Below are 26,281 nucleotides of genomic sequence, written 5' to 3'. Positions count from 1 at the left end.
TGGGGCATGCCCGCGCCCCGTCCCTTCTCCGTTCGCGTGCCCGACGCCGAGCTCACGGAGCTGCGAGACCGCCTCGATCGGTTCCGGCCCCTCCCCGATTCTCCGCGGCGGCCGGCGTCCGGCGTGAACGCCGACTACCTGGCAGAACTCATCGACACCTGGCGCACGTGGAACTGGCGTGCCCGCGAGGACTGGCTCAACCAGCATCCGCAGTTCCTCGTATACCTCGACGGCAGCACCGTTCACTTCGCGCACCTCCGCGGGGAGCGGCCCGACGCGCCCGCCCTCCTCGTCATGCACGGCTGGCCGCACACCTTCGCCCTCCAACTCGACTTCGCCGATCTGCTGCCCGATTTCCACGTGGTGGTGCCGAGCTTTCCGGGGTTCGCGTACTCGTCCCCGTACGCCGACGACCCCGTCACCGAGACCCGGCTCGCCGTCACGATGCATGCGCTCATGACCGACGTCCTCGGCTACGAGACCTATCTCACGTATGGCGAGGACGTGTCGGCGAACGTCAACGATCTGATCGCCGGCTCCTACCCCGACGCTGTGTCGGGAATCGTCGTGACGCACTCGCACTTCCCGTCGATGGCCGAACGTCCGAAGCTCACGGCTCCCGATGAGATCGCGTTCTTCGAGCGGCTCGCCCGATGGGGCCACGCGAACGGCGCGTACGGACACGTGCAGGCGACCCGCCCCGACACGCTGGCGGCGGCGCTGAACGACTCCCCGGCAGGGCTGCTGGCCTGGCTGGTGGAGAAGCTCGTCGAGTGGAGCGACACGCCGCCGGGCGATCCGCGCGCGGTGGAGCGGCGCATCTCGCGCGACCGCATCCTCACGGAGGCGATGATCTACTGGACGACGCAGAGCATCGGCTCATCCTTCCGCCCCTACTACGAAGGTGCCGACCAGCCCGACGAGATGCCGGCTGTCGATGTTGCGGCGTCCGTTCACATCCAGCGTCACGAAGGCGACTACCCCGAGTCGCTGGCGCGCCGCTTTTACCGAGACCTGCGCACGTTCGAGCGCCTCGACGAGGGCGGACACTTCGCCGTCGCCGAAGTGCCCGCGGCCATGGCGGATCGGGTACGCACCTTCGCCCGCGAACTCGACCTGCTCTGACCACCGGAGCACGCGGGATGACCCGCTGGCCCATCCGGGCCATCGGCTGAATGGCCGGATCGCGCGATGCCATAGGCACCCCGGTTGCCGTCTACTCGGGGCATGTCCACATTCGTCTCCTCATCCCGCCTCACCGGCTCGGTGCGGGCACAGATGGCGGTCCAGAACCCCGGCAGGGCCGATCCCATCGGCAGCGTGTTGATCGATCGACGGTTCAACGGTCCGCGACGGTTCGCGAACGGCGGGTTCGCCGCCGGCTCGATCGCCCAGCACGTCGACGCCGAGACCGTCACCGTGGTGTTGCAACGGCCGATTCCCCTCGCCCGCGAACTGGCGGTCGTCCAGGGAGAGAACGGCGGTGCGCTGGTGTACGACCGTCAGCGGCTCCTGGCTCGCGCTCACCCCGGCCGTCTCACGGACGCGCCCGCACCCGTTGCACCTACGTACGAAGACGCGCTCGACGCCCGATCCCATCACCCGCTCGTCGGCGTGCGCCATCCGCTTTCCGACTGCGTGGTGTGCGGGCCGCGGCGTCCGGACGGGATGCGGGTGACGCCGGGCCCGCTCCGGGGTCACCCGGGCCGACTCGCCGCGCCGTGGAGCGTCGACGCCCGCGTGGCCCGGGCCGGTCTCGCCGACTACCGTGCCGTCTGGGCAGCGGTCGACTGCACGAGCTACCCTCGGCGCGCCCTCGACGAGGGGGTGCTGTGCCTGCTCGGGACGATGACCGCCCGTATCGAACGACGTCCGCGAGTGGGCGAGCACCTCGTCGTCCACAGCTGGACGCGGGAAGAGCACGGTCGGCGGTTCGAGACTTCCGTCGCCATGATCGACGAGGCAGGCGGCGTCGTCGCCAGAGCCGATGCGACGTGGGTCGCGCTCAAGCCCGGACGTGCAGCGCTTCTGGGCGGCCTGTTGCGGTGAGGGGACGACCGGGGGTGGCCCATACTGAGTCCGTGCCCAAGGTGCGCTACGCCTGGTCGGGCTTCGACGATGTCGCGTGGTCGGAGATCGGAGCCGGACCACCCCTGCTCGTCGGCGGATGGTGGATGAGCCACCTCGAACGAGACTGGGAGTACGAGCCGTTCCGCGCCTTCATCGAGGCGCTGGCGCGTCACCGCCGGGTGATCCGCACGGATCCGCCCGGCAGTGGCCTGTCGCGCACGCGCGCCGGAACGCCTGCAAGCCTCGAGCCTCACGTCGCGGCGATGAAGGCGGTGCTCGACGCGGCCGAGGTGCCGGCAGCCACGCTGTTCGCCGGCTCGTCCGGCTGCGCGGTCGCCGTGGCGTTCGCTGCGCGATATCCGGAGCGCGTCGGCCGGCTGGTCCTCTCGGGAGCGTTCCTCGACGGTTCGTCGATCGCCTCACCGGAGGACCGTGCCGCGCTCGTGGAGCTGGTGCGCAGGAGCTGGGGAGTCAGCTCGCGGGTGATGGCCGACATCTTCTACCCTGACGCCACCGCCCCTGAGCGCCGCGCCTTCGCACAGCATCAGCGCTCCGCCGCGACGGCCCGGACGGCGGCGCTGGGGCTCGCAGCCGTCTACTCGTTCGATGCCCGCAGCGCGGCGCCGCACGTGCGGGCGCCGACCCTTGTGCTGCATCGGCGCGGGGATCGCGCCATCCCGCTCGCCCTGGGTGCGGCCACGGCAGCCGCTGTCCCGGGCGCACACCTGGAGGTGCTCGACGGCTCTGCACACCATCCGTGGCACGGCGACGCTGCCGGATTCCTGCGGCGCGCGCTCGCGTTCGACGGGGTGGACGCGGCCGCGCTGACAGGCCCGGCGCATGCGAGCGGAGAGAAGGCCTCGGTCGTGTCGGGGAGGACGGCATCGCGGATCTCCGCCCGCGAGCGGGAGGTGCTGCTGTTGGTGTCGCGTGGCAAGACGGACTCCGAGATCGCTGCAGAGCTCTTCCTCAGCCCTCACACCGTTCACCGCCATGTGGCCAACGCGCGCGCGAAGCTCGGGGTGCCCACTCGCGCCGCCGCCGCTGCGTGGGCGGTCAGCAACGATCCCGACGGCTAGCTGTACCGGCGGGGACGGCGACCCGCGCGACCCTCAGCCGGCGAGGCCGCGACGCTCGAGCAGCGGCTGGATGTCGGCATCCCGTCCCCGGAAGTCACGGTACGCCTCGAGCGGATCCTTCGAGCCGCCGACGCCGAGGAGACGCGCGCGGAAGCGGTCGCCGTTCTCGCGTCGGAGACCTCCGTTCTCGCGGAACCATTCCACGGTGTCGGCGTCGAGGACCTCGCTCCAGATGTACGAGTAATAGCCCGCGCTGTACCCGCCCGAGAACACATGTGCGAAGTACGTGGAGGAGTAGCGCGTGGGCACGGCGGGGTTTTCGAGCCCGATGTCGGCGAGGGCCGCGGCTTCGAAAGCCTCGACGTCGATGCCGGCGGCGGCCTCGTCGACCGAGAGCCCGTGCCATGCCTGGTCGAGCCATGCGGCGGCGAGGTATTCGCTCGTCGCGAAGCCCTGATTGAACGCCTCAGACGCGTGCAGCTTCTCGACGATCTCGGCGGGAAGCGGTTCGCCGCTGTCGATGTGCCGGGCGTACGCGGCGAGGATCTCGGGCCAGTAGATCCACATCTCGTTGACCTGGCTCGGGAACTCCACGAAGTCGCGGAAGACGTTCGTTCCCGCGAAGTGCGGGTAGGTCACTGTCGCGAACAGCCCATGAAGCGCATGGCCGAACTCGTGGAACAGCGTCGTGACCTCGTCGAGAGTGAGCAGCGTCGGGCGTCCCTCCGCGGGCTTCGGCACATTGAGATTGTTGACCACGACCGGCGCGGTCCCTCGCAGCTGCGACTGCAGCACGATCGAGTTCATCCATGCGCCGCCGCGCTTCGTGTCGCGCGTGTAGAGGTCGAGGATGAACAGCCCGAGCGGCGAGCCGTTGGCGTTGTGGACCTCGAAGACGCGGTTGTCCGAGTGGTAGCCGCCCAGGTCGCCGCGCTCCGTGAAGGTGATGCCGTAGAGGTCGGTCGCCGCGCGGAACACTCCGTCGTGCAGCACGCGCTCCGCCTCGAACCACGGACGCAGCGCTGCGCGGTCGAGGTCGTACTCGGCCGCCCGCACCTTCTCGGTGTAGTAGGCCCAGTCGTGCGCCTCGAGCGCGAACGGGGCCGGCTCCTGGTCGATGATTGCCTGCAGCTTCGCCTGCTCGCGGCGCGCGTTGCGGGCAGCCGGAACAGCGAGCCGGCGCAGCAGGTCGTGAACCGCGGCGGGGGAGCCGGCGGTCTGGTCCGACGTCACGTAGGCGGTGTGCGAGTCGTACCCGAGCAGGGCGGCACGCTCTGCCCGAAGCTGCACGATCTCGAGGAGCGTGGCGCGGTTGTCATGTTCGTTGCCACGTGAGCCTCGGGACCGGGATGCTGCGAGCAGCCGTTCGCGGGATCTCCGGTCGGTCAGGCTCGAGAGGTAGGGGTGCCCGGTGAAGAGGGTGAGCGTCACCACCCACTTTCCCTCCAGTCCGCGGGCGGACGCCGCCTGTGCGGCCGCCGAGATCTCGCCCTCCGCGAGCCCGTCGAGTTCGGCGACGTCGTCGAACACGACCGCGAGATCGTTGGTGTCGGCGAGGAGGTTCTTCTCGAACCGTGTCGTGAGGGTCGACAGCCGCTGGTTCAGCTCGGTGAGGCGCTTCTTGGCGTCATCGTCGAGGCCTGCGCCGGCGTGCGACATCTCGGTGTGATGACGCTCGACCAGGTACCGCTGCTCTGGTGTGAGCTCCAGTTCGTGCCGGCGTTCGTAGATCGTCGTGATGCGCCAGTAGAGCGCGGAGTCCAGCTGGATCGAGTCCTGATGCGCGGACATCAGGGGAGCGAGCTTCTCCTCGATCTCTTGGATCTCGGGCGTCGCGTCGGCGGACGACACCGTGTAGAAGGCCCGCGAGACCTCTCCCAGCAGACGCCCGCTCTCCTCCAGCGGCACGAGGGTGTTGGCGAAGGTCGGCATGGATCGCGCGCGGGTGATCGCCGACACCTCCGCGGAGTGCTGCGCGAACGCTTCCTCGAACGCCGGCAGGTAATGCTCGGGACGGATGGCCGAGTAGTCGGGCAGCCCGTACGGCAGCTTGCTGGGGGAGAGAAGCGGGTTCGCATTCGGCATGGCGTCCAGCCTAGTCGTGGGGCCGAGCCATGCCACGGAACCTTTGCAAAGAGAGTGTTGCAAAGATTCCTTTGCATTGCTACTCTCGTGCCATGGCGGCGAAGGAGACGAACGACGGGCAGGATGCGGTAGCCCGCACGCAGGAGCACCACAGCAAGGACCGGGTGCTCGACACCGGCGCCCTGCGTGCACTGGCTCACCCGCTGCGGGTCAAGATCTACGACATCCTCAGCCAGTACGGTCCGCAGACGGCGAGTTCGCTCGCCGAGCGCCTGGGAGAATCCAGCGGCTCGACGAGCTACCACCTGCGGGCACTGGCGAAGCATGATCTCATCCGCGAGGCGCCCGGACGCGGTAGCGGACGAGAGCGGTGGTGGGAGCGCCCCGTGGGAGGCGTGTCGTTCGGCAGCCCGGCATCCGTCGCCACACCCGCCGGTCGCGCTGCGACCCAGGTCGTCATGAACGAGTTCCTGCGCAACCGCAACGACCAGCTGCTCGACTTCGTGAACCGGGGCATCGACGGCGAGGACGAGCTGTGGCGCGAGGGGACGCTGATCTCCACCGCTACTGCCCGCCTCACCCCGGAGCAGAGCAAGGAGCTCTCGCTGAGGATCATGGCCCTGATCGACGAGACCGTCGAGAACCACCGCAATCAGACCGGCGAGAACGTCCGGCCCGTCACCATCCGGGCCGACCTCTTCCCGCTGCCGGAACGAGGAGAACAACCATGACCGCCATCAGCGCTGACGAACTCTCGGCACACCGGTTCGAGGCATCCGCCACGGCATTCGATCGCGCACTTCTGCGCGCGGCGTCCGCCGTCGAGGCCTACACGATCGCCCGGGTCCGGCGGCGCGACGGCGCTCAGCGGCGCCGCGCCCTGATCGCGCAGGACGAGGCGAGCGGCGCCCGCCGCAACGCCGAGGCACTCGCGTACGCCGGGTTGCTGCCGCGGTGAGCGTGAGCACCGGGTCTCGGGAGCGCTCGGGGACGCCGTCGGGGAGAGCCCGCACCGCCCCGCTCGGCCGCGATTTCGGCAAGCTCTGGACGGCCGCGGCGTTCAGCAACCTGGCGGACGGCGTCGGGCGCGTCGCCGTGCCGCTCATCGCCACCACCCTCACCCGCGACCCCCTCCTGGTGTCGGCGACCGCAGCCCTCGCGTTCCTGCCGTGGCTCGTGTTCGGGCTGCCCGCCGGCATGATCGTCGACCGATACGACCGCCGCGCGGTCATGGCGATCGCCAACGCCCTTCGCGGCGTCGCCGCGGTGGGGCTGGCGTCGCTCACCATCACGGGCCAGCTGAGCATCTGGTGGCTGTTCGCCGGCGTGCTCGTGTTCGGTCTCGGCGAGACGCTCTTCGACAACGCGACGAACTCCATCGTTCCGAGCCTCGTTGCCCGTCCCTCACTCGACCGTGCCAACGGCTGGATGCAGGCCGCGCAGATCACCATCGACAACTTCATCGCATCGCCCATCGGCGGCGTGCTGTTCGCGGTCTCGCTCGCGCTGCCGCTGTGGGTCGGCGCGGCCGGATACCTCGTTCCGATCGTGCTCGCCGTCCTGCTGCCGCTGTCGGCGGCGCGGCCGCTGCGCGACGAGACGGATGCTGCCATCACAGCCCCTCGGCCGAGGGCGTCGGTGCGCGAGGCGCTCGCCTACCTGTGGAACCACCGATTCCTGCGCTCGATGGTCGTCTTCACCTCGATCGTCGGATCTGCCTTCGCCTTCGCGCAGGCGCCCGTGTTCCTCTATTTCCTCGACGTGCACGGTGTGGCGCCGGCCGCCATCGGCGTGGTGACGGCGGGAATCGGGCTGGGCGGCCTGGCCGGCTCGCTCGTCGCGGCGTCGCTCGTGACGCGTTTCGGGCGCGGAAGGGTCATGGCGGCCGCCAATGTCGTCGCAGCGCTCGGCCTTGCCGGCGTATGGGCCGCGCCAGAGGCCATCAGCGGCACGATCGCGTACAGTCTCCTGGCCGCAGCGGTATCGGTCTGGAACGTTCCGTGGGGCGCACTGCGCCAGGCGATCGTTCCCGGGCACCTCTTCGGCCGCGTGCTCGGCGTGAGCCGCACGGTCACGTGGGGCATCTTCCCGTTCGCCACGCTCCTGGGCGGGTGGGTGGCGCGCCTCGACCTCCGGCTGCCGTTCCTGATCGCGGCGGGGGTCACGCTGATCGCGACGGCGTTCGCGTTCCGGCTGCTACTCGACGCGTCGACGCACACCGGACCGGAGGAGTGATCTCCGGCGGATCACCCGAAGCCGTCCTCCGGGTCGTTCCGGGCGACCGCGTTCCCGTCCGCGTCCAGCGACACGATCACGCCGGTGTCGAGCTCTGCGATCGGCTTTCCCTCCAGCCAGGTGAGCGTCCAGCGCGGTCGCGGTTGACCCAGCTGGTCGACGGGGATGGTGGCGTCGACGGCGCGGATTCCGGAGCGAAGCGCCTCCGGAACGGCCCGAGGAGGCTCGTCGCCCGAGGTCCAGCGCGTGCCGAGTTGCATGTCAGGCCTCCTGGGTGCTGAGTTCGACGGCGTCGATGACCAGCTCGTTCCCGCCGTCCAGCAGCTCGAGCTGCTCGATGCGCCCCACCGCGCGCAGGTCGCCCTCGGCGAGCCGCAGGTTCGCGATCGTGACGTCGTCCGCTCGCAGGGTCATCGACGCGACCGGCGTCTTCTGCGATGCCTTGGCTTCGGTCTTGGCGCGGCGGATTCCGACGAGCGCCTCGCTCACCGCAGCGAGCACGGCGGGGTCGCCCCACTCCTCTTCCGGAGCGACGGGCCAGTGGGCGTTGTGCACCGAGCCCTCGTTGAACCACGACCAGGCCTCCTCGGTCGCGAAGGCGAGCACCGGCGCGAGGAGGCGGAGCAGTGCGGACAGCGCGAGCCGCAGTGCGAGGGCGGCAGAGGCCTGCCCGGCGTCGGTCTGGTTGTACGCGCGCTCCTTGACGAGCTCCAGGTAGTCGTCGCAGAACGTCCAGAAGAACGACTCGGTCACCTCGAGCGCGCGGGCGTGGTCGTAGTTGTCGAGCGCCTTCGTCGCGTCGCGCACGACGCCGTGGAGCGTGGCGAGCATCGAGGCGTCCAGCGCATGCGTCACCTCCGCGCCCTCGGGGACGGGGAACGACAGCACGAACTTCGCCGCGTTGAGCACCTTGATCGCGAGCCGGCGGCCGATCTTGATCTGCGTCGGGTTCTGCGGGTCGAAGGCGGCGTCGGTGCCGAGCCGGCTCGAGGCCGCCCAATACCGCACCGCGTCGGAGCCGTGCTGCGCGAGGATGTCGGCGGGCGTGACGACGTTGCCCTTCGACTTCGACATCTTCTTGCGATCGGGGTCGACGATGAAGCCGGAGATCGCGGCATCCGTCCACGGGGCGCGGTCGTCCTCCAGTGCGCTGCGGAGCATTGTCGAGAACAGCCAGGTCCGGATGATGTCCTGACCCTGCGGGCGCACATCGAAGGGTGCGACGAGGTTCCACAGCTCGGGATCGCGCTCCCACCCGCCCGCGAGCTGCGGCGTCAGCGAAGACGTCGCCCACGTGTCGAAGATGTCGTTCTCGCCGTCGAAGCCGCCCGCGACACCGCGCTGGTCGGCGGTGTACCCCGGGGGGACGTCCGTCGACGGATCGACGGGGAGCGACGTCGCGTCGGGGGTGAGCACGCGGTCATAGTCGCGCTCGCCGTTCTCGTCGAGTCCGTACCAGAGCGGGATCGGCACCCCGAAGAAGCGCTGGCGCGAGACGAGCCAGTCGCCGGTGAGCCCGTTCGTCCAGTTCTCGTAGCGGACCCGCATGAAATCGGGATGCCACGACATCTGCCGTCCGAGTGCGATGAGCTTGTCGCGCAGCTCTGCGTCGCGGGCGCCGTTGCGGATGTACCACTGGCGCGTCGAGACGATCTCCAGCGGGCGGTCGCCCTTCTCGAAGAACTTCACCGCGTGGCTGAACGGCTTGCCGACGGCGATGATGTCGCCGGTCTCCTGCAGCTTCTCGACCAGGACCTTGCGGGCGGAGAAGACCGTCTTGCCCGCCATCTCGGCCTCATACCACGCGACCGCGTCGGCGCTCGCGACGATCGACGGCGCCTTGGGCAGGAAGCGGCCGTCGAGGCCGATCGTCGTCATGTTCGGCAGGTGGCGGCCGTCGGTGGTGCGCAGCTCGCGCCACCACACGATGTCGGTCACGTCGCCGAAGGTGCAGACCATCGCCGCACCCGTGCCCTTGTCCGGCTGTGCGAGGTGGTGGCCGTGGATCTCGATCTCGGAGCCGAAGAACGGGCTGCGCACCTTCGTGCCGATGAGGTGCTTGTGGGGTCCCTCCGGGTGGGTGACGATGGCGACGCACGCGGGCAGCAGCTCGGGACGAGTGGTCTCGATCGTGATGGCGCCGGAGCCGTCCGCGAACGGGAAGTCGATGGTGTGGAAGGACGCCTGCTGTTCGCGATCTTCGAGTTCGGCCTGGGCGACGGCGGTGCGGAAGTCGATGTCCCACATCGTCGGCGCAAGGTCCTGATACGCCTCGCCGCGCTCCAGGTTGCGCAGGAACGCCAGCTGGCTCGTGCGGATCGTGTCATCCGAGATGGTGCGGTAGGTCTGCGTCCAGTCGACGCTCAGACCGAGCTGACGGAAGAGCGCCTCGAAGTGCTTCTCGTCTTCCACCGTGAGCTTCTCGCACAGCTCGATGAAGTTCCGGCGGCTGACCGGAACCTGGTCGGCGGCGCGGCTCGACTTGTTGTCGCCGCCTTCGAAGGGCGGCGTGAAGTCCGGGACGTACGGCAGCGACGGGTCGCACCGCACGCCGTAGTAGTTCTGCACGCGGCGCTCGGTGGGCAGACCGTTGTCGTCCCATCCCATCGGATAGAAGACGGTCTTGCCTCGCATGCGCTCGTACCGCACCTTGAGATCGGTGTGGGTGAACGAGAAGACGTGGCCGATGTGCAGGCTTCCCGACGCGGTCGGCGGGGGAGTGTCGACGGAGAAAACGCCCGGGCGGCCGATCTCCGCGGCGCGGACGCGATCGAACAGGTACGTGCCCCGCTCCGACCATGCCGCATCCCACTTGTCTTCGAGGCCCTCCAGCGCGGGCTTGTCGGGGATCTGTCCCTGTGCGGGGCGGGCGTCGGTCATGGAGAGCTCCTCGGGCGATATGTGCGGCACTGTGTGAGCGTGCCTGAGTGTGGGATGTCGCTCGATTCTACCCGGGGTGTTCGTACACGGCCGGACGACGGATGCCGCGGGCCGCGGCATCCGTCCAGCCTCAGGCGTTCGCGGTCGCAGTGGCCGGGTCGGTGGCGAGCTCCGGCTCGACCGCGCGGCGCGACGCCAGCCACGCCGAGATCAGGGTGATGACCGACATGATCGCCAGGATCACACCGGGGTGCCACCACGCGTAGCCGGTCGCCTGCCCGAGGCTGAGTGTCAGGAACGGCACGAAGCCGCTGATGGTGGCGGCGAGGGCGTACGCGAACGACAGAGCCGAGTAGCGGAACTGGTCGGGGAAGAGGTCGTTCATGAGTCCGCCGAGAGCCGCCCAGGCCATCGTCGGGAGGATCCCGCCGACGATCATCGTTCCCACGAGGATGGGGAACGTCGCGAACTGGAGCAGGAAGTACATCGGGAACGTGATGAGAAGGGTGCCGAGCGCGCCCCACACCACGACGTTCGCCGAACCGACACGGCTGGCCCACGCACCGAACAGCGGAATCGTGACGAGCTGCAGCAGACCGCCCACCGTCGTCGCGACCAGCAGGTCCTGGAAGCTGAAGCCCAGCTGCTCGACGCCGTAGTTCACCGTGTAGGTGTTCATGAGCGAGTACGAGCCGATGCCGAGGAGCGCCGCTCCGATCGCGATCGCCATCGCGCCGGACCGCTGGGAGAACATCGACACGAACGGGATTCGGTCGCGCCGTCCCTGCGCGACCACGCCCTCGAACACGGGCGTCTCGGAGATCGACCAGCGGAGGTACAGGGAGACGAGGAGCAGCGGCAGGGCGAGTAGGAACGGTACGCGCCATCCCCACTCGGCGATCTGCTCGGCGGGCAGCACGGCAGTGAGGACGAGGAAGACAGCGGCCGACAGGATCGAGCCGACGGGCGAGCCGAGCTGGGGGATGGCGGCGTAGAACGCACGCTTGACGGGCCCGGAGTTCTCGGTCGCGATGAGGATCGATCCGCCCCACTCGCCGCCGAGCGACAGCCCCTGCACGATGCGCAGCAGGATCAGGAGGACAGCGCCGAGCCAGCCCGCCTGCGCGTAGGTCGGCAGGAGGCCGATGAGCCCGGTGGCGACCCCCATGATGGCGACCGTCCACAGCAGAGTCGCGCGCCGCCCGACCCGGTCACCCATGTAGCCGAAGATCACGGCTCCGATGGGCCGCACCACGAACGCGAGGGCGATCGTCAGGAACGCTGCGCTCGTCGCGCCGAACTCGCCGAGCGGGTCGAAGAAGAGCGGCCCTACGAAGAACGCCGAGAAGTACGCGAAGAGGTAGAAGTCGAAAGACTCGAGCGAGGTGCCCACCATCGAGGCCCAGGCCACGCGGCGCGTGGGGACGGTCTCGAACGAGGGGGCGGATGCGGGGGAGGCAGCGGTCACGGACGTCAATCTTGGCACGAGTCCAGAAACCGCGGCCCACGCTCCCGCATTCCCTCTTGCACCGCCGCGGTAGACTCGTCTGACCAGCGCGGATCCGGCCATCACCGGGGAGCTCTCGGAAGAACAGGACGCCACGAAGTGACGCCCTCAGTAGAACCGAGCGGGGCAGGCCCGTCACAGCCGCAGTGAGAGAGGGCGCCTCGGTCCCTGAGCCTGTCGACGGGCCGAGCGTCAATGCAGGGTGGTACCGCGGTCCAGCAGGATCGTCCCCGCAGGAAGCACACGAGCGAGCACCTGCGAGAGAAGATGACCTATCCCCGCCCCTCGGCCTTCGGCCCCGCGGCCGACCCTTCGACCAGCTCGGCGACCGGTGTGAATGCCGTCGTTCCGAGCCCGCGCTTCCCCGACATCGAGCGCGAGATACTCGCGTTCTGGGAGGCCGACCAGACCTTCCGTGCCTCCATCGAGCAGCGTGAGGGCGCCGACGAGTGGGTCTTCTACGACGGGCCGCCCTTCGCGAACGGTCTTCCGCACTACGGCCACCTCCTCACCGGCTACGCCAAGGACGTCTTCCCCCGCTTCCAGACGATGCGCGGCAAGAAGGTCGACCGCGTGTTCGGGTGGGACACCCACGGCCTGCCGGCCGAGCTCGAGGCGATGAAGCAGCTCGGCATCACCGAGAAGAGCGAGATCGAGGCGATGGGCATCGCCACCTTCAACGCCAAGTCGCGGGAGTCGGTGCTCGCGTACACCCGCGAGTGGGAGGACTACGTCACCCGCCAGGCGCGCTGGGTGGACTTCGAGCGCGGGTACAAGACACTCGACCTCACGTACATGGAGTCCGTCCTGTGGGCGTTCAAGACCATCTACGACAAGGGCCTCGCGTACGAGGGGTACCGCGTGCTGCCCTACTGCTGGCGCGACGAGACGCCGCTGTCGGCGCACGAGCTGCGCATGGACGACGATGTCTACAAGATGCGGCAGGACCCGTCCGTCACGGTCACGTTCCCGCTCGTCGGCGCGAAGGCGGAGGCTCTCGGCCTCACGGCCGTCCGCGCACTGGCGTGGACGACGACGCCGTGGACGCTGCCGACGAACCTCGCACTCGCCGTCGGGCCCGACATCCGCTACGTGGTCGTGCCCGGAGGACCGAACGGCGCCGCCGACGTGCACCGCGACGACGAGCGCGCCGAGGCCGAGTCCCACCGCTACCTCCTCGCCGAAGAGCTCCTCGCCGGCTATGCGAAGGACCTCGGCTACGAGTCGGCCGAGGCCGCACGCGAGGCCGTCCAGCAGGTCGTGGTCGGAGCGGACCTGGCGGACGTCGCGTACGACCGGCTCTTCGACTACTACGCGGACTCTTCGATCTGGGGCACGCAGAACGCGTGGCGGATCCTGGTCGACGACTACGTGACCACCGGCGACGGCACCGGCATCGTGCACCAGGCCCCGGCGTTCGGTGAGGACGACCAGCGGGTCACCGAGGCCGCCGGCATCCCGCTCATCATGAGCCTCGACGACGGCGGGCGGTTCCTCCCGCAGGTCACCGACGTCGCGGGTGAGCTGTGGATGGATGCGAACCGCCCGCTCATCCGCCTGCTGCGGCAGGAAGGGCGCCTGCTTCGCGAGGCGAGCTACGAGCACTCGTACCCCCACTGCTGGCGCTGCCGCAATCCGCTCATCTACCGCGCGGTGTCGAGCTGGTTCGTGCGCGTGACCGAGATCAAGGACCGCATGATCGCCGGCAACGAGCAGATCACGTGGGTGCCCGAGAACGTCAAGCACGGCCAGTTCGGCAGATGGCTCGAGGGCGCGCGCGACTGGTCGATCAGCCGCAACCGGTATTGGGGCTCGCCCATCCCGGTGTGGAAGAGCGATGATCCGGAGCACCCGCGCGTCGACGTCTACGGTTCGCTGGACGAGATCGAGCGCGACTTCGGCCGGCTGCCGCGCGACGCGGAGGGCGAGGTGGACCTCCACCGTCCGTTCATCGACGACCTGACCCGACCGAACCCCGACGACCCGACCGGCAAGAGCACGATGCGCCGTATCGAGGACGTGTTCGACGTGTGGTTCGACTCGGGCTCGATGCCGTATGCGCAGGTGCACTACCCGTTCGAGAACCAGCAGTGGTTCGACGAGCACTCTCCTGCGGACTTCATCGTCGAGTACATCGGGCAGACCCGCGGCTGGTTCTACGTCATGCACGTGCTGTCGACCGCGCTGTTCGACCGACCAGCCTTCACGGGGGTGTCGTGCCACGGCATCGTGCTGGGCAGCGACGGCCAGAAGATGTCGAAGTCGCTGCGCAACTACCCGGACGTCAGCGAGGTGTTCGACCGCGACGGCTCCGACGCGATGCGCTGGTTCCTGATGTCGAGCTCCGTGCTGCGCGGCGGCAATCTGATCGTGACCGAGGAGGGCATCCGCGCCGGGGTGCGAGAGTTCCTGCTCCCGCTGTGGAACGCCTGGTACTTCTTCGCCACCTACGCCAACGCCGCGGGCGACCCTTCGACGGGCTCAGGGACCGACGCCACGGGCGGGTACCAGGCGTCGTGGCGCACCGACTCCACCGACGTGCTCGACCGCTACATCCTGGCTCTCACCGGCGACCTCGTGCGCGAGGTCGCGGCCGACCTGGATGCGCTCGACTCGACGCTGGCGGCCGCGAAGCTCCGCGACTTCGCCGAGGCGCTGACCAACTGGTACATCCGCCGTTCGCGGGACCGGTTCTGGGTGGGCGTGTCCGACGATCCGAAGAGCCGCGAGGCGTTCGACACGCTCTACACGGTCCTCGAGACGCTGACCCGCGTGGCCGCTCCGCTCATCCCGCTGGTGGGGGAGAAGATCTGGCAGGGGCTCACCGGCGGCCGCAGCGTGCACCTGCAGGACTGGCCCGATGCCGACGCGTTCCCGGCCGCCGACGACATCCGCGCGGCGATGGACGCCGTGCGCGAGGCATCCAGCGTCGCCAACGCCCTGCGCAAGAAGGAGGGCCGTCGCGTGCGGCTGCCGCTTCCGACCCTCACGGTGGCGGTTCCGGATGCCGCGTCCCTCGGGCAGTTCGAGGGCATCCTGCGCGACGAGCTCAACGTGAAGTCGGTCGAGTTGATCGAACTCGGCGACGATGTGTCGGAGCGCTACGGCATCAGCAAGCGCCTCGGCGTGAACGCGCGGGCCGCCGGTCCGCGCCTGGGCAAGCAGGTGCAGCACGTGATCGCCGGGGCGAAGGCCGGCGTCTGGGAGGAACGGGACGGCGTCGTGGTCGTCGACGGGATCGCTCTCGAGCCGGGGGAGTACGACCTGACGCTCGAAGCCGGCGGGGTCTCCGAAGGCACGGCGATCGCCTTGCTCGCGGGCGACGGCTTCGTGCTGCTCGACACGACCACCACGCCGGAGCTGGAGGCCGAGGGACTGGCCCGCGACGTGATCCGCGCCGTGCAGGACACGCGCAAGGCAGCAGGCTTCGACGTCAGCGACCGCATCCGACTCACGCTGCGATTCGATGAGCCCGCAGACGGCGAGGCGGTCGCCTCGGCGTTCAGCGTCGCCGACGTGGCGGGTGAGACCCTGGCCGTCGCGCACTCGGTGAGCACCCGAGCGGGCGATCTCGTGGTCGCGGGCAACGGCGGCACGCCCCTCGAGTACGAGACCGTGATCGATGCGGGCACCTACGCCAACCGCGGCGCATTCACCGTAGGCGTCGGACGGACGGGGGTGCGGGCATGAGCGATCGGGATCGCCGCCGCGCGGACGCCGTCTACGAAATGCTGCTGGAGCGGCAGGGCGAGCGGTGGGTGCAGCCCCGCGTCGAGCGCACCCGCAGAGTGCTCGAGCTGCTCGACGACCCGCAGAAGACGTACCGCGTCGTGCACGTGACCGGCACGAACGGCAAGACCTCGACGAGCCGGATGATCGAGAGCCTCGTGCGCGCCCACGGCCTGCGCACGGGGCTGTTCACGAGTCCGCACCTCGAGCGCTTCACCGAGCGCATCATGGTCGACGGCGAGCCGATCGATGACGCGGCGGTGGCGGACGCGTGGGACGAGGTCGCGCCGTTCGTCGACCTCGTCGACGCCGAGCTGACGGCTGCCGGCGACGCGCCGCTGACCTTCTTCGAGCTCCTCACGGTGCTGGCCTTCGTCGCCTTCGCCGATGCCCCGATCGACGTGCTCGTGCTCGAGGTCGGGATGGGCGGCTCGTGGGACTCCACGAACACCGCCGACGGCGACGTCGCGGTGTTCGCACCGATCGACCTCGACCATGCCGACCGGCTGGGCGACACCATCGGCGAGATCGCGACCGTGAAGAGCGGCATCATCAAGGACGGCGCGGCAGTCGTTTCGGCCCGGCAGGATGCTGCCGCCGAGGCGGTGCTGCGCACGGCCGCAGCCGCGCACGGGGCGACCATCGCGTTCGAGGGCGCCGACTTCGCCCTCGCCGAGCAGCGCCTGGCGGTCGGGGGACAGCAGATCACGGTGCGCGGGCTGGCGGCCACGTACGAGGACGAGTACCTGCCGCTCTACGGCGGGCACCAGGGCTTCAACGCGGCCCTCGCCATCGCGGCGGTGGAGTCGCTCGTCGGCGGCGGCTCTCAGCCCATCGCCGGTGACGTCCTCGCGGAAGGCCTCGGCGGTGTCACGTCGCCCGGGCGACTCCAGCTGGTGGGCACGAGTCCGACGGTGCTCGTCGACGCCGCGCACAATCCCCACGGCGCCAGGGCGCTGGTGAACGCGCTTCGGGAGGCGTTCGACTTCGACGAGTGGGGTGTCGTCCTCGGCGTGCTCTCCGACAAGGACGCCGCCGGGATCGTCGCCGAGATCGCCCCTGCGGCCGCGCACGTGTTCGCCACCGCTCCCGACTCGGAGCGGGCCGAAGACGCCGATGCGATCGCCGATCTCGCCGAGGCGCAGGACGTCCGCGTGTCGGTCCACCGTGACCTGAGCGACGCCGCCGATGCGGCGCGCGCCTGGGCGGCGGCATCCGATCGGCGCGCCGTCGTGATCGCCGGCTCGGTCGTGCTCGCCGGGGAGGCGCTCGCCCTGGCCGAGGCGGAGGAGTGGAAGAACGGGTGGAGCGAGTGACCGTCGAGCAGCAGCCGAGGGCGCGTCGCCCCCGTGGCGCTGCGGAGTCGCTGGGTACGATCGTGCTCGGGTTCGAGTCCCTGGTGGCCTTCCTCGCCGGCCTCGTCATCTACGGCCTCAAGGCCCTTCCGGCGTCGATCGAGCCGTGGTGGGGCATCGTGGCGGGGTCCGTCGTGGCTGTGCTGATGATCCTCACCACGCGCTTCCTGCGCTACCGGTGGGGGATCGTGCTCGGCTGGGCGCTGCAGGCGGTCGTGGCGCTCGGAGCCTTCCTGGTGCCGGCGCTCGCGATCGTCGCCGTCATTTTCGGCGGCATGTACGGTTATGCGACGATCAAGGGGGCCGCTCTCGACCGGCGCAATGCGCGCCTGGCGGCGGAGCCCCCGACCCCCTGATCCGAAACGGAGACCCTGCATGGCCACCGAAGAGACCCTCGTCCTCGTCAAGCCCGACGGCGTCGCCCGCGGCCTCACCGGCGCGATCCTCGCCCGCATCGAGGCCAAGGGCTACGCGCTCGTCGACATCCGCCTCGTCGAACCCGACCGCGAGACGCTCGAGCGTCACTACGCCGAGCACGAGGGCAAGCCGTTCTACGAGCCCCTCCTCGAATTCATGATGTCGGGACCGTCGGTCGCCATCCGCCTCGCCGGCAATCGCGTGATCGAGGGCTTCCGCTCGCTGGCGGGCACGACCGACCCGACGACGGCCGCTCCGGGCACGGTGCGCGGCGACTACGGCCGCGACTGGGGCCTCAAGGTGCAGCAGAACCTCGTCCACGGCTCTGACAGCCCCGAGTCGGCTGCCCGTGAACTCGAGATCTGGTTCGGCTGAGCCCACGATGCCGGCGGACCCGCGCTGCGGCGAGGGGCCGCCGGCTCGGGGAGCGACCTGCGCGCGCCGCGCGTATCGACGTCGCTAGCCGAACAGCGTCTGCCAGATGTTGACGATGGCGTTCAGCTCGAGCTGCGCCAGCAGAAGGACGATCGCGTAGCTCACGATGGCCGCGAGAGGCACCCACGCCATCAGTCGGTCGGCCGCGTCGCGGACCCGCTCCGACGCCGGGAAGAGCCCCGCCCTCAGCAGATGCAGGGTTACGGCGTAGAAGGTCGGGATCGTGACAGACCACGTGACCATGCACCACGGGCACAGCGTGTGCAGCTCGTAGATGCTCTGGCTGATGAGCCAGATCACGAAGCCGAAGGCGAACGCGATCCCGGCCCAGAAGCACCACCAGAACCACCGCGCGAAGCGGGCGCGGGCGATGATCGCCATTCCGACGACGATCGGCGCCACCCATCCCGACAAACCGATGAGCGGGTTCGGAAACCCGAAGACGCTGCCCTGCCACGACTGCAGATTGGCGGTGCACTGCACGAGCACGCTGAAGTCGCAGGACGCGATGGCGTCGGGATTCGCGAGCACGTGGAGCTTCTCGATCGTCAGAGAGAAGGCCGCCCACCAGCCGATGACGCCGGCGACGACGAGCCAGATGGCGAGGCCCGTAGGACGAGTGTGGGTCTGCTGGTCGGCCATGTCTCGGATTATGGCATCGCGATCTGCACGGATGCCTCTGCTCAGGGCCGTGGCAATTCCGCGGTCTTCGGCGTGGGAACGCCGCGCTCGGCGTCGAATGGGCATTCTGGCCGGGTAAGTGCGATAATGGGGGCGATGACCCACGGCCGCGCCGTCGGGATCATCACCAGAAGACTTCAGGGCGACGAACGCCCTTGGCAGCGCGAGCATCCGCCTAGCGCCGGACCTCCGCTGCAGACCGAGTGAGTTCGCGGCACCGCCCCGTCCGGAGGGCATGGGCGGCGCCGCACGAGATTTCGCCGGGCGACGCGCGGTGTCGCCCCGCTAGGAGTACGCCAGTGATGGCTGATGGAACAGATGCAGACTTCACCCCTCAGACCGAACCGGACGCACCGCTGACAGCGGAGGCCCCGCCCGCGGACGCAGCGGCGGGCACCGCCGCGTCGACGGAATCGCCCGCCGGGGCCGCGGAGACGGTGACGGTGACCGGCGACCCGGCCGAGGGATCTTCGGCCGAGCTGCCTGCCGGGCGCGCCGCGGACGCGGAATCGACGGACGAACCGGCGACGGACACCGCCGCGGGCGACGAACCGCTGGCCGAGGGTGACGCCGATGCTGCGCCGGCCGAAGCCGCGGAAGAGCCGCAGGCCGAGTCACCCGTCGGCCCGGAACAGGTCACGGCTGTGAGCCTGGGCCTGCTGCCCGAGGAGTTCGTCTCGGCCGTCTCGACGCAGCTGCACTTCTACGCTCCCGACATCGTCGTGCTTCCGGCCCGTCCCGGGCGCCCGCAGCCCGAGCCCGAGCCCGAAGCGGACGCCGCCGCGCCTTCGGGCACCTCGCGTCGCCGCAGTCGTCGCCGCGGCGGCGAGGGCCGTGACGAGGCATCCGCTCCCGCCGATCAGCCCTCTCAGCCGCGCCAGCGCGCCGTCGAGCTGATCACCGAGCCGCAGCGCATCAAGGGCTCGACCCGCCTCGAGGCTAAGAAGCAGCGACGTCGTGACGGCCGCGAGGCCGGCCGTCGCCGCGCCGTCGTCACGGAGGCCGAGTTCCTCGCGCGTCGCGAAGCGGTCGATCGCGTCATGATCGTGCGCTCGCGCAACGGCCGGATCCAGATCGCGGTGCTCGAAGACAATGTGCTCGTCGAGCACTACGTCGCCCGCAACCAGGATGCGTCGCTGATCGGCAACGTCTACCTCGGCCGCGTGCAGAACGTGCTGCCGAGCATGGAGGCGGCGTTCGTAGACATCGGCCGTGGGCGCAACGCTGTGCTCTACTCGGGCGAAGTGGACTGGGATGCCGTCGAGACGGGAAACCAGCCGCGTCGCATCGAGCTCGCCCTCAAGACCGGTGATCGCGTGCTGGTGCAGGTCACCAAGGACCCCGTAGGCCACAAGGGTGCGCGCCTGACCAGCCAGATCTCGCTGCCGGGCCGCTACCTCGTGTACGTGCCGGGCGGGGCGATGAACGGCATCTCGCGCAAGCTTCCCGACACCGAGCGCGCCCGTCTCAAGAAGATCCTCAAAGAGGTGCTCCCCGAGTCTTCGGGCGTGATCGTCCGCACCGCGGCCGAGGGCGCCACCGAAGACCAGCTGACCCGCGATGTGCAGCGTCTCACCAACCAGTGGGAGCACATCTCGAAGCAGATCGAGACCATTCAGGCCCCGGCACTGCTGCACTCCGAGCCCGATCTGCTCGTCAAGATCGTTCGCGACGTCTTCAACGAGGACTTCTCGAAGATGCTCATCCAGGGCGACGACGCGCACCACACGATCTCGAAGTACCTCGAGTCCGTCGCGCCCGACCTCCTCGAGCGCGTCGAGCGCTACGAGGGCGACCACGACCCGTTCGACGTCTTCCGCGTCACCGAGCAGATCGAGAAGGCCCTCGATCGCAAGGTGTGGCTGCCCTCGGGCGGCTCGCTTGTCATCGACCGCACCGAGGCGATGACCGTCGTCGACGTCAACACCGGCAAGTTCGTCGGCTCGGGCGGGAACCTCGAAGAGACCGTCACGAAGAACAACCTCGAGGCGGCCGAAGAGATCGTCCGGCAGCTGCGCCTTCGCGACATCGGCGGGATCATCGTCGTCGACTTCATCGACATGGTGCTCGAGTCCAACCGCGACCTCGTGCTTCGGCGGCTCGTGGAATGCCTGAGCAGGGACCGCACCAAGCACCAGGTCGCCGAGGTCACGTCGCTCGGCCTGGTGCAGATGACGCGCAAGAAGCTCGGGCTGGGGCTTCTCGAGACCTTCAGCGAGGCCTGCGAGGTGTGCGCCGGGCGAGGGCTGATCGTTCACCACGACCCCGTGGTGAAGCACCGCGCTCCCGCCGCCGGATCGCCCTCGTCGTCGGGTCGGCGTCCCCGCGGCGGAGCGCCCACGCCGCCCTCCGGTGGTTCCAACGGCACGCACGTGATCACCGAGGGCGTCAAGTCGGCCCTCGCACAGATCGCGGCTTCCACGATCCACCACCACGACGAGGCAGCACACGTCGAGGAGGCCCCGCTCGTCGAGGAGGCGGCACCCGTCGAGCGCCCCAAGAAGCAGCGCAAGAAGCGGCAGGACTCCGGTGCGAAGAAGGAGTCCGTCGTGAAGAAGGACTCCGGCGTCAAGAAGGAAGCGCGCACCGAGAAGGACCTGCTCCTGGACTCCGTGCTCAACGCGCTGCCCGAGCCGAAGGCTCCGGGGCAGGGGCGCTCGCGTCGGCGCGTGACCACCGCCGCCCTGACCGGCACGCCGGTTCCGCACTCCCCGTCCGAGGACTGAGCCCACCGCGTCCCGGCCGCCTCGGCGGCCGGGACGCTCTCGGCTGAGTTCGGGGGCGTGTTCAGCGACGGTCGCGCGCGCGCACCCGCAGACCGGAGGCGATGAGACGACGCACCAGCTCGTGGCCGCTCACGTGCTCCGCCCCGGCAGCCACGAGGCGCGCGTGGGCCTCGTCGGGCACGTCGTAGTGGTCGCGGTCGAAGCCTCTCGCCGGAATGCCGTTCGCCGCAGCGAAGGCGTGGAGCTCGGCCAGGTCGGTGTCGGTGACCAGGTGCGCCCAGAGGCGGCCGTGGGCCGGCCAGAGCGGATCATCGATGAGGATCGCCACGTGCAGATCCTACGCACCGCGCGTCGCACCGCCCGCTTTCGCGGACTGAGCCGGCATCTGGTAAAGTCGACCCTTGGTGCGTCGAGACATCCGCACCAAATCTTTCATGACGTCCTGAGTGCGTGCGCGTGCTCCCAGAAGAAACAGGTGTGAAGTGGTTTACGCAGTTGTGCGCGCCGGTGGTCGGCAGGAGAAGGTCGAGGTCGGCACGATCGTCGTTCTCGACCGCCAGGCCGCGAAGGTCGGCGACAAGATCGAGCTCCCCGCGGTGCTCTTCGTCGACGGTGACACCGTGACGACCGACGCCGACAAGCTCGCGAAGGTCACCGTGACCGCCGAGGTGCTCGGCGAGGAGCGCGGCCCGAAGATCGTGATCCAGAAGTTCAAGAACAAGACCGGCTACAAGAAGCGCCAGGGCCACCGTCAGGACCTCACGCGCGTCAAGGTCACCGGCATCAAGTAAGCCACAGGAGACGCAGAGATGGCACACAAAAAGGGCGCAAGCTCCACCCGCAACGGTCGTGACTCCAACGCACAGCGCCTCGGCGTGAAGCGCTTCGGCGGCCAGGCCGTCAACGCAGGCGAGATCCTCGTCCGCCAGCGTGGCACCCACTTCCACCCCGGCGCCAACGTCGGCCGTGGTGGCGACGACACGCTGTTCGCGCTGGCCGCAGGAGCGGTCGAGTTCGGTCACAAGGGCGGCCGCAAGGTCGTCAACGTCGTGGCGGTCGCGGAGTAGGTCTCATCAGGCTCAGGCACCACGCCAGTGGCGCAGACTTCGTGAAGGGGCGGGCTTCGGCTCGCCCCTTCCCTTTTTTCCGATCCCGGATCACCGGGAAGCATCCAGACTCGAGGGGGACCGCATGGTCACGTTCGTCGACCGCGTGACGCTGCACCTGCGAGCCGGCAAGGGCGGCAACGGCTGCGTGTCGGTCAAGCGCGAGAAGTTCAAGCCGCTCGCGGGACCCGACGGCGGCAACGGCGGCCATGGCGGCGACGTCGTGCTGGTCGCCGACCCGCAGGTCACCACCCTGCTGTCGTACCACCACTCACCGCACCGATCGAGCGGCAACGGCGGCTTCGGCATGGGCGACCACCGGTCCGGGGCGGCGGGGGAAGACCTGCTGCTTCCCGTTCCCGTCGGGACGGTGGTGAAGGATGCCGCGGGCGGGACGCTGGTGGACATGATCGAGCCGGGCATGCGCTTCGTCGCCGCGCCCGGCGGGATCGGCGGCCTCGGCAACGCTGCCCTGGCGACTCCGAAGCGCAAGGCGCCCGGCTTCGCGCTCCTCGGAACGCCCGGCTGGGAGGGCGACGTCCTTCTCGAACTCAAGACGGTCGCCGACGTGGCGCTCGTCGGATTCCCGTCGGCGGGCAAGTCCAGCCTCATCGCCGCGGTCTCCGCGGCACGGCCGAAGATCGCCGACTATCCCTTCACGACCCTCCACCCCAACCTGGGCGTGGTGCAGGCGGGGGAGCAGCGGTTCACGGTCGCCGACGTCCCGGGTCTCATCGAGGGTGCGAGCGAGGGCAAGGGCCTGGGTCTGGAGTTCCTGCGGCACGTCGAGCGCTGCACCGCCCTCGTGCACGTTCTCGACTGCGCGACGCTGGAGCCCGGGCGCGACCCGCTCAGCGACCTCGACGTGATCCTCGCCGAGCTCGCGGCGTATCCCGTGCCGGAGGGCCAGACGCCGCTGCTGGATCGGCCTCAGCTGGTCGCCCTGAACAAGGTCGACGTGCCGGAGGCGAAGGACCTCGCCGACCTCGTGCGCCCTGAGCTCGAGGAGCGCGGTTTCCGCGTGTTCGAGATCTCGACTGTGAGCCACGAGGGTCTCCGGCAGCTCACCTTCGCCCTCGGCGACATCGTCGCCCGGCATCGTGCCGAGCTCGCGGCCGCTCCCGCACCCGAGCGCATCGTCATCAGGCCCAGAGGTGCGCAGAAGGAGTTCTCAGTGCGGGTCGAGGGCGGCACGTACGGCAACATCTACCGCATTCTCGGCGACAAGCCGCTGAAGTGGGTGCAGCAGACCGATTTCCAGAACGAAGAGGCCGTCGGCTACCTCGGCGACCGCCTCGAGAAGCTGGGCGTCGAAGACGAGCTGTTCCGCGCGGGCGCCACCCCGGGCGCCACCGTCGTGATCGGCGAGGGAGACGGCATCGTGTTCGACTGGGAGCCGTCCATCTCCTCCCACGCCGAGCTGATGACCGCACCGCGCGGCACCGACCCGCGCCTGCTGCGCGACACCCGCCGGACCACGTCTGAGCGGCGCGAGCGGTACCACGACATGATGGACGCCAAGGCCGATGCGCGCGCCGAGCTCGAGGCCGAGCGCATCGCCGAGAAGAGCAGGGGCGGCCAGGAGGAGGGCGTGTGAGCGCAATCGAGCGCCGCGACCTGCCGGCCGCCCGCCGCGTCGTCGTCAAGGTGGGGTCGTCGTCCATCAGCGGCGACAACGCCCACAAGATCAAGCCCATCGTCGACGCCCTTGCGGCCGCCCACGGGCGAGGAACCGAGGTCGTGCTCGTCTCGTCCGGCGCGATCGCGACCGGAATGCCCTACCTCCTGCTCGACGAGCGCCCGAGCGACCTCGCCACCCAGCAGGCCGCCGCCGCCGTGGGGCAGAACGTCTTGATCTACCGCTATCAGGCCGCACTGCGCGAGTTCCGGATCGTCGCCGGCCAGGTGCTCCTGACCGCCGGTGATCTCGAGAACGCCACGCATCGTTCGAACGCGCGGCGGGCGATGGAGCGGCTGCTGGGGCTGCGGATCCTTCCGATCGTCAACGAGAACGACACCGTGGCGACGCATGAGATCCGCTTCGGCGACAACGACCGGCTGGCCGCGCTGGTCGCGCAGCTGGTCGGTGCTGACGCGCTGGTGCTCCTCAGCGACATCGAGTGCCTTTACACCCGCCCACCGGACGAGCCCGGCGCACTGCCGATCCCGCGCGTCTCGTACGGCGAAGACCTGCACGGGTTCGAGTTCGGCTCGGTCGTCGTCAACAGCGTCGGCACGGGGGGAGCGGCCACCAAGGTGTCCGCCGCCCGGCTGGCGGCAGCATCCGGAATCGGCGTGCTCGTCACCAGCGCCGATCTCGTCGGCGAGGCCCTCGCGGGCGAGGAGATCGGCACGTGGTTCCAGCCCAATCCCGAGCCCACGGCGCCCGCGGCGACGGGACCGGTGCGCACCGCGGTCGATACACTGGGCGGATGACCATCACCGCCACGACGGCCCGGGAACGGATGCTGCTCGCGAAGGACGCTGCGCGCAGCATCGGCCTGCTGACCGACGATGCAAAACGCGATGCGCTCCTCGCCATCGCCGGTGCCATCGAGTCCGCGGCGCCGGTGATCGTGGCCGCCAATGCCGAGGATCTGCAGCGCGGCAGCGACACCGGTCTCTCCACCGCTCTGCAGGACCGCCTGCGTCTCGATGAGCCACGCGTGGCTGCGCTCGCCTCTGCGGTGCGTGAGATCGCCGCGCTGCCCGACCCCGTCGGCCGCGTGCTCGATGAGCGCACACTCTCGAACGGCGTGTCGCTGACCAAGGTGGCCGTGCCCTTCGGCGTCGTCGGCTCGATCTACGAAGCGCGGCCGAACGTGACCGTCGACATCGCCGCCCTCGCGCTGCGCTCCGGCAACGCCGTCGTCCTGCGCGGCGGCACCGCCGCCGAGCAGACCAACGCCGCGCTCGTGCACGCCATGCGGGGCGCTCTCGCCGAGCGGGGCATCGACCCCGAAGCGATCCAGACCGTGGACGAGTTCGGGCGCGAAGGGGCTCGCGAGCTGATGCACGCCCGCGGCATCGTCGACGTGCTCGTGCCGCGCGGCAGCGCCCAGCTCATCGAGACCGTCGTCACCGAATCCTCTGTTCCGGTCATCGAGACCGGGGCGGGTGTCGTGCACATCGTCCTGGACGAGACGGCCCCGCTGGACTGGGCGCGTGACATCGTGGTCAACGCCAAGACCCAGCGGCCCAGCGTCTGCAATGCGGTCGAAACGGTGCTGGTGCACCGCAGCGCTGCGGAACGACTCGTGGGCCCGGTGGTCGAGGCGCTCCAGCAGAGCGGCGTCACCGTGCACGGCGACGAGACGGTCGAGCGCCTCGCGGCGGGCGTGACGCCCGCGACTGAAGAAGACTGGGCGACCGAGTACCTGAGCCTCGACCTCGCGATGCGCGTGGTCGACGACCTCGACGATGCCCTCGATCACATCCGCCGGTACTCCACGCATCACACCGAGTCGATCGTGACGCAGGATGCCGCGAACGAGGCCCGCTTCCTCGCCGAGGTCGACTCGGCGGTCGTGATGGCCAACACGTCGACCCGATTCACCGACGGCGGCGAGTTCGGCTTCGGTGCAGAGGTCGGCATCTCGACGCAGAAGCTGCACGCCCGCGGCCCCATGGGCCTCGCCGAGCTCACGAGCTCGAAGTGGCTCGCGCGCGGCGCCGGGCAGGTCCGCGCGTAACCGAATAGACTTGAGCAGTCCCGCGCCCCAGAGGCGAACCCGAACGGAGCCCGAATGACTTTCGCCACGATCCTCGCCCTCGCCGCCGAAGAGTCCGAGCACCACGGCAACGTCGCGCTCGAGACCGTCGGCTACGGCATCACCGCGATCGTGGTCTTCGCCGCGCTGGCGCTGGTGACGGCGTCTTACCGCAACGTGGCGAACCGCCACGCGCACAAGGCCGAGGCGTATGCCAAGGCTCACGCCGACGACGTCCAGCGAGCGGGGCACGGCCACTGAGGCTT

General features: G+C 69.6%; 23 protein-coding genes. 17 read left to right on the top strand and 6 right to left on the bottom strand.

Annotated features, from left to right (window positions below; genetic code table 11):
* The first annotated feature begins 6 nt into the window (after positions 1-6).
* The 3 genes from ACN9MP_RS09495 (at position 7) to ACN9MP_RS09485 (ending at position 3,149) form a co-directional block, all read left to right on the top strand.
* Positions 7-1,125 (top strand): epoxide hydrolase family protein, encoded by a 1,119-nt coding sequence (locus tag ACN9MP_RS09495; protein WP_426319648.1) that lies wholly within the window; start codon positions 7-9, stop codon positions 1,123-1,125.
* Positions 1,126-1,227: 102 nt separating this feature from the next.
* Positions 1,228-2,049 (top strand): hypothetical protein, encoded by an 822-nt coding sequence (locus ACN9MP_RS09490; protein WP_426319647.1) that lies wholly within the window; start codon positions 1,228-1,230, stop codon positions 2,047-2,049.
* A 32-nt stretch (positions 2,050-2,081) separates the two neighbouring features.
* Positions 2,082-3,149, top strand: coding sequence for an alpha/beta fold hydrolase (locus tag ACN9MP_RS09485; RefSeq protein WP_426319645.1), 1,068 nt, complete (start codon positions 2,082-2,084; stop codon positions 3,147-3,149).
* 33 nt (positions 3,150-3,182) lie between these two features.
* Here the strand turns inward: ACN9MP_RS09485 and ACN9MP_RS09480 are convergent, their stop codons facing one another.
* On the bottom strand, positions 3,183-5,234 hold the full coding sequence (locus ACN9MP_RS09480) for a M3 family metallopeptidase (protein WP_426319643.1): 2,052 nt from the start codon (positions 5,232-5,234) through the stop codon (positions 3,183-3,185).
* Between the two features lie 92 nt (positions 5,235-5,326).
* Between ACN9MP_RS09480 and ACN9MP_RS09475 the strand changes: the two genes are divergently transcribed.
* Genes ACN9MP_RS09475 through ACN9MP_RS09465 form a run of 3 tightly spaced genes read left to right on the top strand, consistent with a single transcriptional unit; the run spans position 5,327 to position 7,469 of the window.
* Complete coding sequence (locus ACN9MP_RS09475) at positions 5,327-5,965, top strand: ArsR/SmtB family transcription factor (RefSeq protein ID WP_426319642.1); 639 nt, start codon at positions 5,327-5,329, stop codon at positions 5,963-5,965.
* Positions 5,962-6,192, top strand: coding sequence for a hypothetical protein (locus tag ACN9MP_RS09470; protein WP_426319640.1), 231 nt, complete (start codon positions 5,962-5,964; stop codon positions 6,190-6,192). The genes ACN9MP_RS09475 and ACN9MP_RS09470 overlap by 4 nt, the downstream gene beginning before the upstream one ends.
* The gene (locus tag ACN9MP_RS09465) at positions 6,189-7,469 is read left to right on the top strand and encodes an MFS transporter (RefSeq protein ID WP_426319638.1); all 1,281 of its coding nucleotides are present in this window, start codon (positions 6,189-6,191) and stop codon (positions 7,467-7,469) included. Before ACN9MP_RS09470 ends, ACN9MP_RS09465 begins: the two co-directional genes overlap by 4 nt.
* Before the next feature lie 11 nt (positions 7,470-7,480).
* Here the strand turns inward: ACN9MP_RS09465 and ACN9MP_RS09460 are convergent, their stop codons facing one another.
* The 3 genes from ACN9MP_RS09460 to ACN9MP_RS09450 form a co-directional block, all read right to left on the bottom strand.
* Positions 7,481-7,729, bottom strand: coding sequence for a hypothetical protein (locus tag ACN9MP_RS09460; RefSeq protein WP_426319636.1), 249 nt, complete (start codon positions 7,727-7,729; stop codon positions 7,481-7,483).
* Between the two features lies 1 nt (position 7,730).
* Positions 7,731-10,349, bottom strand: coding sequence for a valine--tRNA ligase (gene valS, locus ACN9MP_RS09455; RefSeq protein ID WP_426319634.1), 2,619 nt, complete (start codon positions 10,347-10,349; stop codon positions 7,731-7,733).
* A 130-nt stretch (positions 10,350-10,479) separates the two neighbouring features.
* Complete coding sequence (locus tag ACN9MP_RS09450; RefSeq protein WP_426319632.1) at positions 10,480-11,817, bottom strand: MFS transporter; 1,338 nt, start codon at positions 11,815-11,817, stop codon at positions 10,480-10,482.
* A gap of 306 nt (positions 11,818-12,123) precedes the next feature.
* Between ACN9MP_RS09450 and ileS the strand changes: the two genes are divergently transcribed.
* From ileS to ndk, 4 genes are read left to right on the top strand one after another with little or no spacing between them, the layout of a single operon-like run.
* Positions 12,124-15,546, top strand: a complete 3,423-nt coding sequence (gene ileS, locus ACN9MP_RS09445; RefSeq protein WP_426319630.1) for an isoleucine--tRNA ligase — start codon at positions 12,124-12,126, stop codon at positions 15,544-15,546.
* Complete coding sequence (locus tag ACN9MP_RS09440) at positions 15,543-16,901, top strand: bifunctional folylpolyglutamate synthase/dihydrofolate synthase (RefSeq protein WP_426319628.1); 1,359 nt, start codon at positions 15,543-15,545, stop codon at positions 16,899-16,901. The genes ileS and ACN9MP_RS09440 overlap by 4 nt, the downstream gene beginning before the upstream one ends.
* A complete protein-coding gene (locus ACN9MP_RS09435; protein WP_426319626.1) occupies positions 16,889-17,296 on the top strand; it encodes a DUF4233 domain-containing protein in 408 nt (135 codons plus the stop codon). The genes ACN9MP_RS09440 and ACN9MP_RS09435 overlap by 13 nt, the downstream gene beginning before the upstream one ends.
* A 19-nt stretch (positions 17,297-17,315) precedes the next feature.
* Entirely contained in the window at positions 17,316-17,732 is a 417-nt protein-coding gene (gene ndk / locus ACN9MP_RS09430; protein WP_426319624.1) for a nucleoside-diphosphate kinase, read from the top strand.
* An 84-nt stretch (positions 17,733-17,816) separates the two neighbouring features.
* Here the strand turns inward: ndk and ACN9MP_RS09425 are convergent, their stop codons facing one another.
* Positions 17,817-18,434 carry a vitamin K epoxide reductase family protein gene (locus ACN9MP_RS09425; RefSeq protein ID WP_426319623.1) on the bottom strand — a complete coding sequence of 206 codons (618 nt, stop codon included), beginning with the start codon at positions 18,432-18,434 and terminating at the stop codon, positions 17,817-17,819.
* A gap of 341 nt (positions 18,435-18,775) precedes the next feature.
* On the opposite strand from ACN9MP_RS09425, the gene ACN9MP_RS09420 reads away from it, so the two are divergent.
* A complete protein-coding gene (locus ACN9MP_RS09420) occupies positions 18,776-21,199 on the top strand; it encodes an Rne/Rng family ribonuclease (protein WP_426319621.1) in 2,424 nt (807 codons plus the stop codon).
* Between the two features lie 61 nt (positions 21,200-21,260).
* On the opposite strand, the gene ACN9MP_RS09415 is transcribed toward ACN9MP_RS09420, so the two are convergent.
* Positions 21,261-21,527 (bottom strand): DUF4031 domain-containing protein, encoded by a 267-nt coding sequence (locus tag ACN9MP_RS09415; protein WP_426319619.1) that lies wholly within the window; start codon positions 21,525-21,527, stop codon positions 21,261-21,263.
* A 154-nt stretch (positions 21,528-21,681) separates the two neighbouring features.
* Between ACN9MP_RS09415 and rplU the strand changes: the two genes are divergently transcribed.
* The 6 genes from rplU (at position 21,682) to ACN9MP_RS09385 (ending at position 26,276) form a co-directional block, all read left to right on the top strand.
* The gene (rplU, locus tag ACN9MP_RS09410; protein WP_109211193.1) at positions 21,682-21,990 is read left to right on the top strand and encodes a 50S ribosomal protein L21; all 309 of its coding nucleotides are present in this window, start codon (positions 21,682-21,684) and stop codon (positions 21,988-21,990) included.
* 18 nt (positions 21,991-22,008) lie between these two features.
* Positions 22,009-22,266 carry a 50S ribosomal protein L27 gene (gene rpmA, locus ACN9MP_RS09405; protein ID WP_109211194.1) on the top strand — a complete coding sequence of 86 codons (258 nt, stop codon included), beginning with the start codon at positions 22,009-22,011 and terminating at the stop codon, positions 22,264-22,266.
* Positions 22,267-22,390: 124 nt separating this feature from the next.
* Positions 22,391-23,902 (top strand): GTPase ObgE, encoded by a 1,512-nt coding sequence (obgE, locus tag ACN9MP_RS09400; RefSeq protein ID WP_426319617.1) that lies wholly within the window; start codon positions 22,391-22,393, stop codon positions 23,900-23,902.
* Positions 23,899-24,741 (top strand): glutamate 5-kinase, encoded by an 843-nt coding sequence (proB, locus tag ACN9MP_RS09395; RefSeq protein ID WP_426319615.1) that lies wholly within the window; start codon positions 23,899-23,901, stop codon positions 24,739-24,741. Before obgE ends, proB begins: the two co-directional genes overlap by 4 nt.
* Positions 24,738-25,997 (top strand): glutamate-5-semialdehyde dehydrogenase, encoded by a 1,260-nt coding sequence (locus tag ACN9MP_RS09390; RefSeq protein WP_426319614.1) that lies wholly within the window; start codon positions 24,738-24,740, stop codon positions 25,995-25,997. The genes proB and ACN9MP_RS09390 overlap by 4 nt, the downstream gene beginning before the upstream one ends.
* Before the next feature lie 54 nt (positions 25,998-26,051).
* Positions 26,052-26,276, top strand: a complete 225-nt coding sequence (locus tag ACN9MP_RS09385) for a hypothetical protein (RefSeq protein WP_426319613.1) — start codon at positions 26,052-26,054, stop codon at positions 26,274-26,276.
* The last annotated feature ends 5 nt before the right edge of the window (positions 26,277-26,281 follow it).

The sequence above is a fragment of the Microbacterium sp. E-13 genome (genome assembly GCF_049912955.1).
Classification (GTDB): domain Bacteria; phylum Actinomycetota; class Actinomycetes; order Actinomycetales; family Microbacteriaceae; genus Microbacterium.
Note: the sequence above shows the minus strand (reverse complement) of the source record. Positions and strands in the feature narration are given on the sequence as shown.

Coding starts and splice junctions, on each gene's coding strand:
- ACN9MP_RS09495 (WP_426319648.1), top strand. CDS start 7: ATGCCCGCGCCCCGTCCCTTCTCCGTTCGCGTGCCCGACGCCGAGCTC.
- ACN9MP_RS09490 (WP_426319647.1), top strand. CDS start 1,228: ATGTCCACATTCGTCTCCTCATCCCGCCTCACCGGCTCGGTGCGGGCA.
- ACN9MP_RS09480 (WP_426319643.1), bottom strand. CDS start 5,234: ATGCCGAATGCGAACCCGCTTCTCTCCCCCAGCAAGCTGCCGTACGGG.
- ACN9MP_RS09475 (WP_426319642.1), top strand. CDS start 5,327: ATGGCGGCGAAGGAGACGAACGACGGGCAGGATGCGGTAGCCCGCACG.
- ACN9MP_RS09470 (WP_426319640.1), top strand. CDS start 5,962: ATGACCGCCATCAGCGCTGACGAACTCTCGGCACACCGGTTCGAGGCA.
- ACN9MP_RS09460 (WP_426319636.1), bottom strand. CDS start 7,729: ATGCAACTCGGCACGCGCTGGACCTCGGGCGACGAGCCTCCTCGGGCC.
- valS (WP_426319634.1), bottom strand. CDS start 10,349: ATGACCGACGCCCGCCCCGCACAGGGACAGATCCCCGACAAGCCCGCG.
- ileS (WP_426319630.1), top strand. CDS start 12,124: ATGACCTATCCCCGCCCCTCGGCCTTCGGCCCCGCGGCCGACCCTTCG.
- ACN9MP_RS09440 (WP_426319628.1), top strand. CDS start 15,543: ATGAGCGATCGGGATCGCCGCCGCGCGGACGCCGTCTACGAAATGCTG.
- ndk (WP_426319624.1), top strand. CDS start 17,316: ATGGCCACCGAAGAGACCCTCGTCCTCGTCAAGCCCGACGGCGTCGCC.
- ACN9MP_RS09425 (WP_426319623.1), bottom strand. CDS start 18,434: ATGGCCGACCAGCAGACCCACACTCGTCCTACGGGCCTCGCCATCTGG.
- ACN9MP_RS09420 (WP_426319621.1), top strand. CDS start 18,776: ATGGCTGATGGAACAGATGCAGACTTCACCCCTCAGACCGAACCGGAC.
- rpmA (WP_109211194.1), top strand. CDS start 22,009: ATGGCACACAAAAAGGGCGCAAGCTCCACCCGCAACGGTCGTGACTCC.
- obgE (WP_426319617.1), top strand. CDS start 22,391: ATGGTCACGTTCGTCGACCGCGTGACGCTGCACCTGCGAGCCGGCAAG.
- ACN9MP_RS09390 (WP_426319614.1), top strand. CDS start 24,738: ATGACCATCACCGCCACGACGGCCCGGGAACGGATGCTGCTCGCGAAG.
- ACN9MP_RS09385 (WP_426319613.1), top strand. CDS start 26,052: ATGACTTTCGCCACGATCCTCGCCCTCGCCGCCGAAGAGTCCGAGCAC.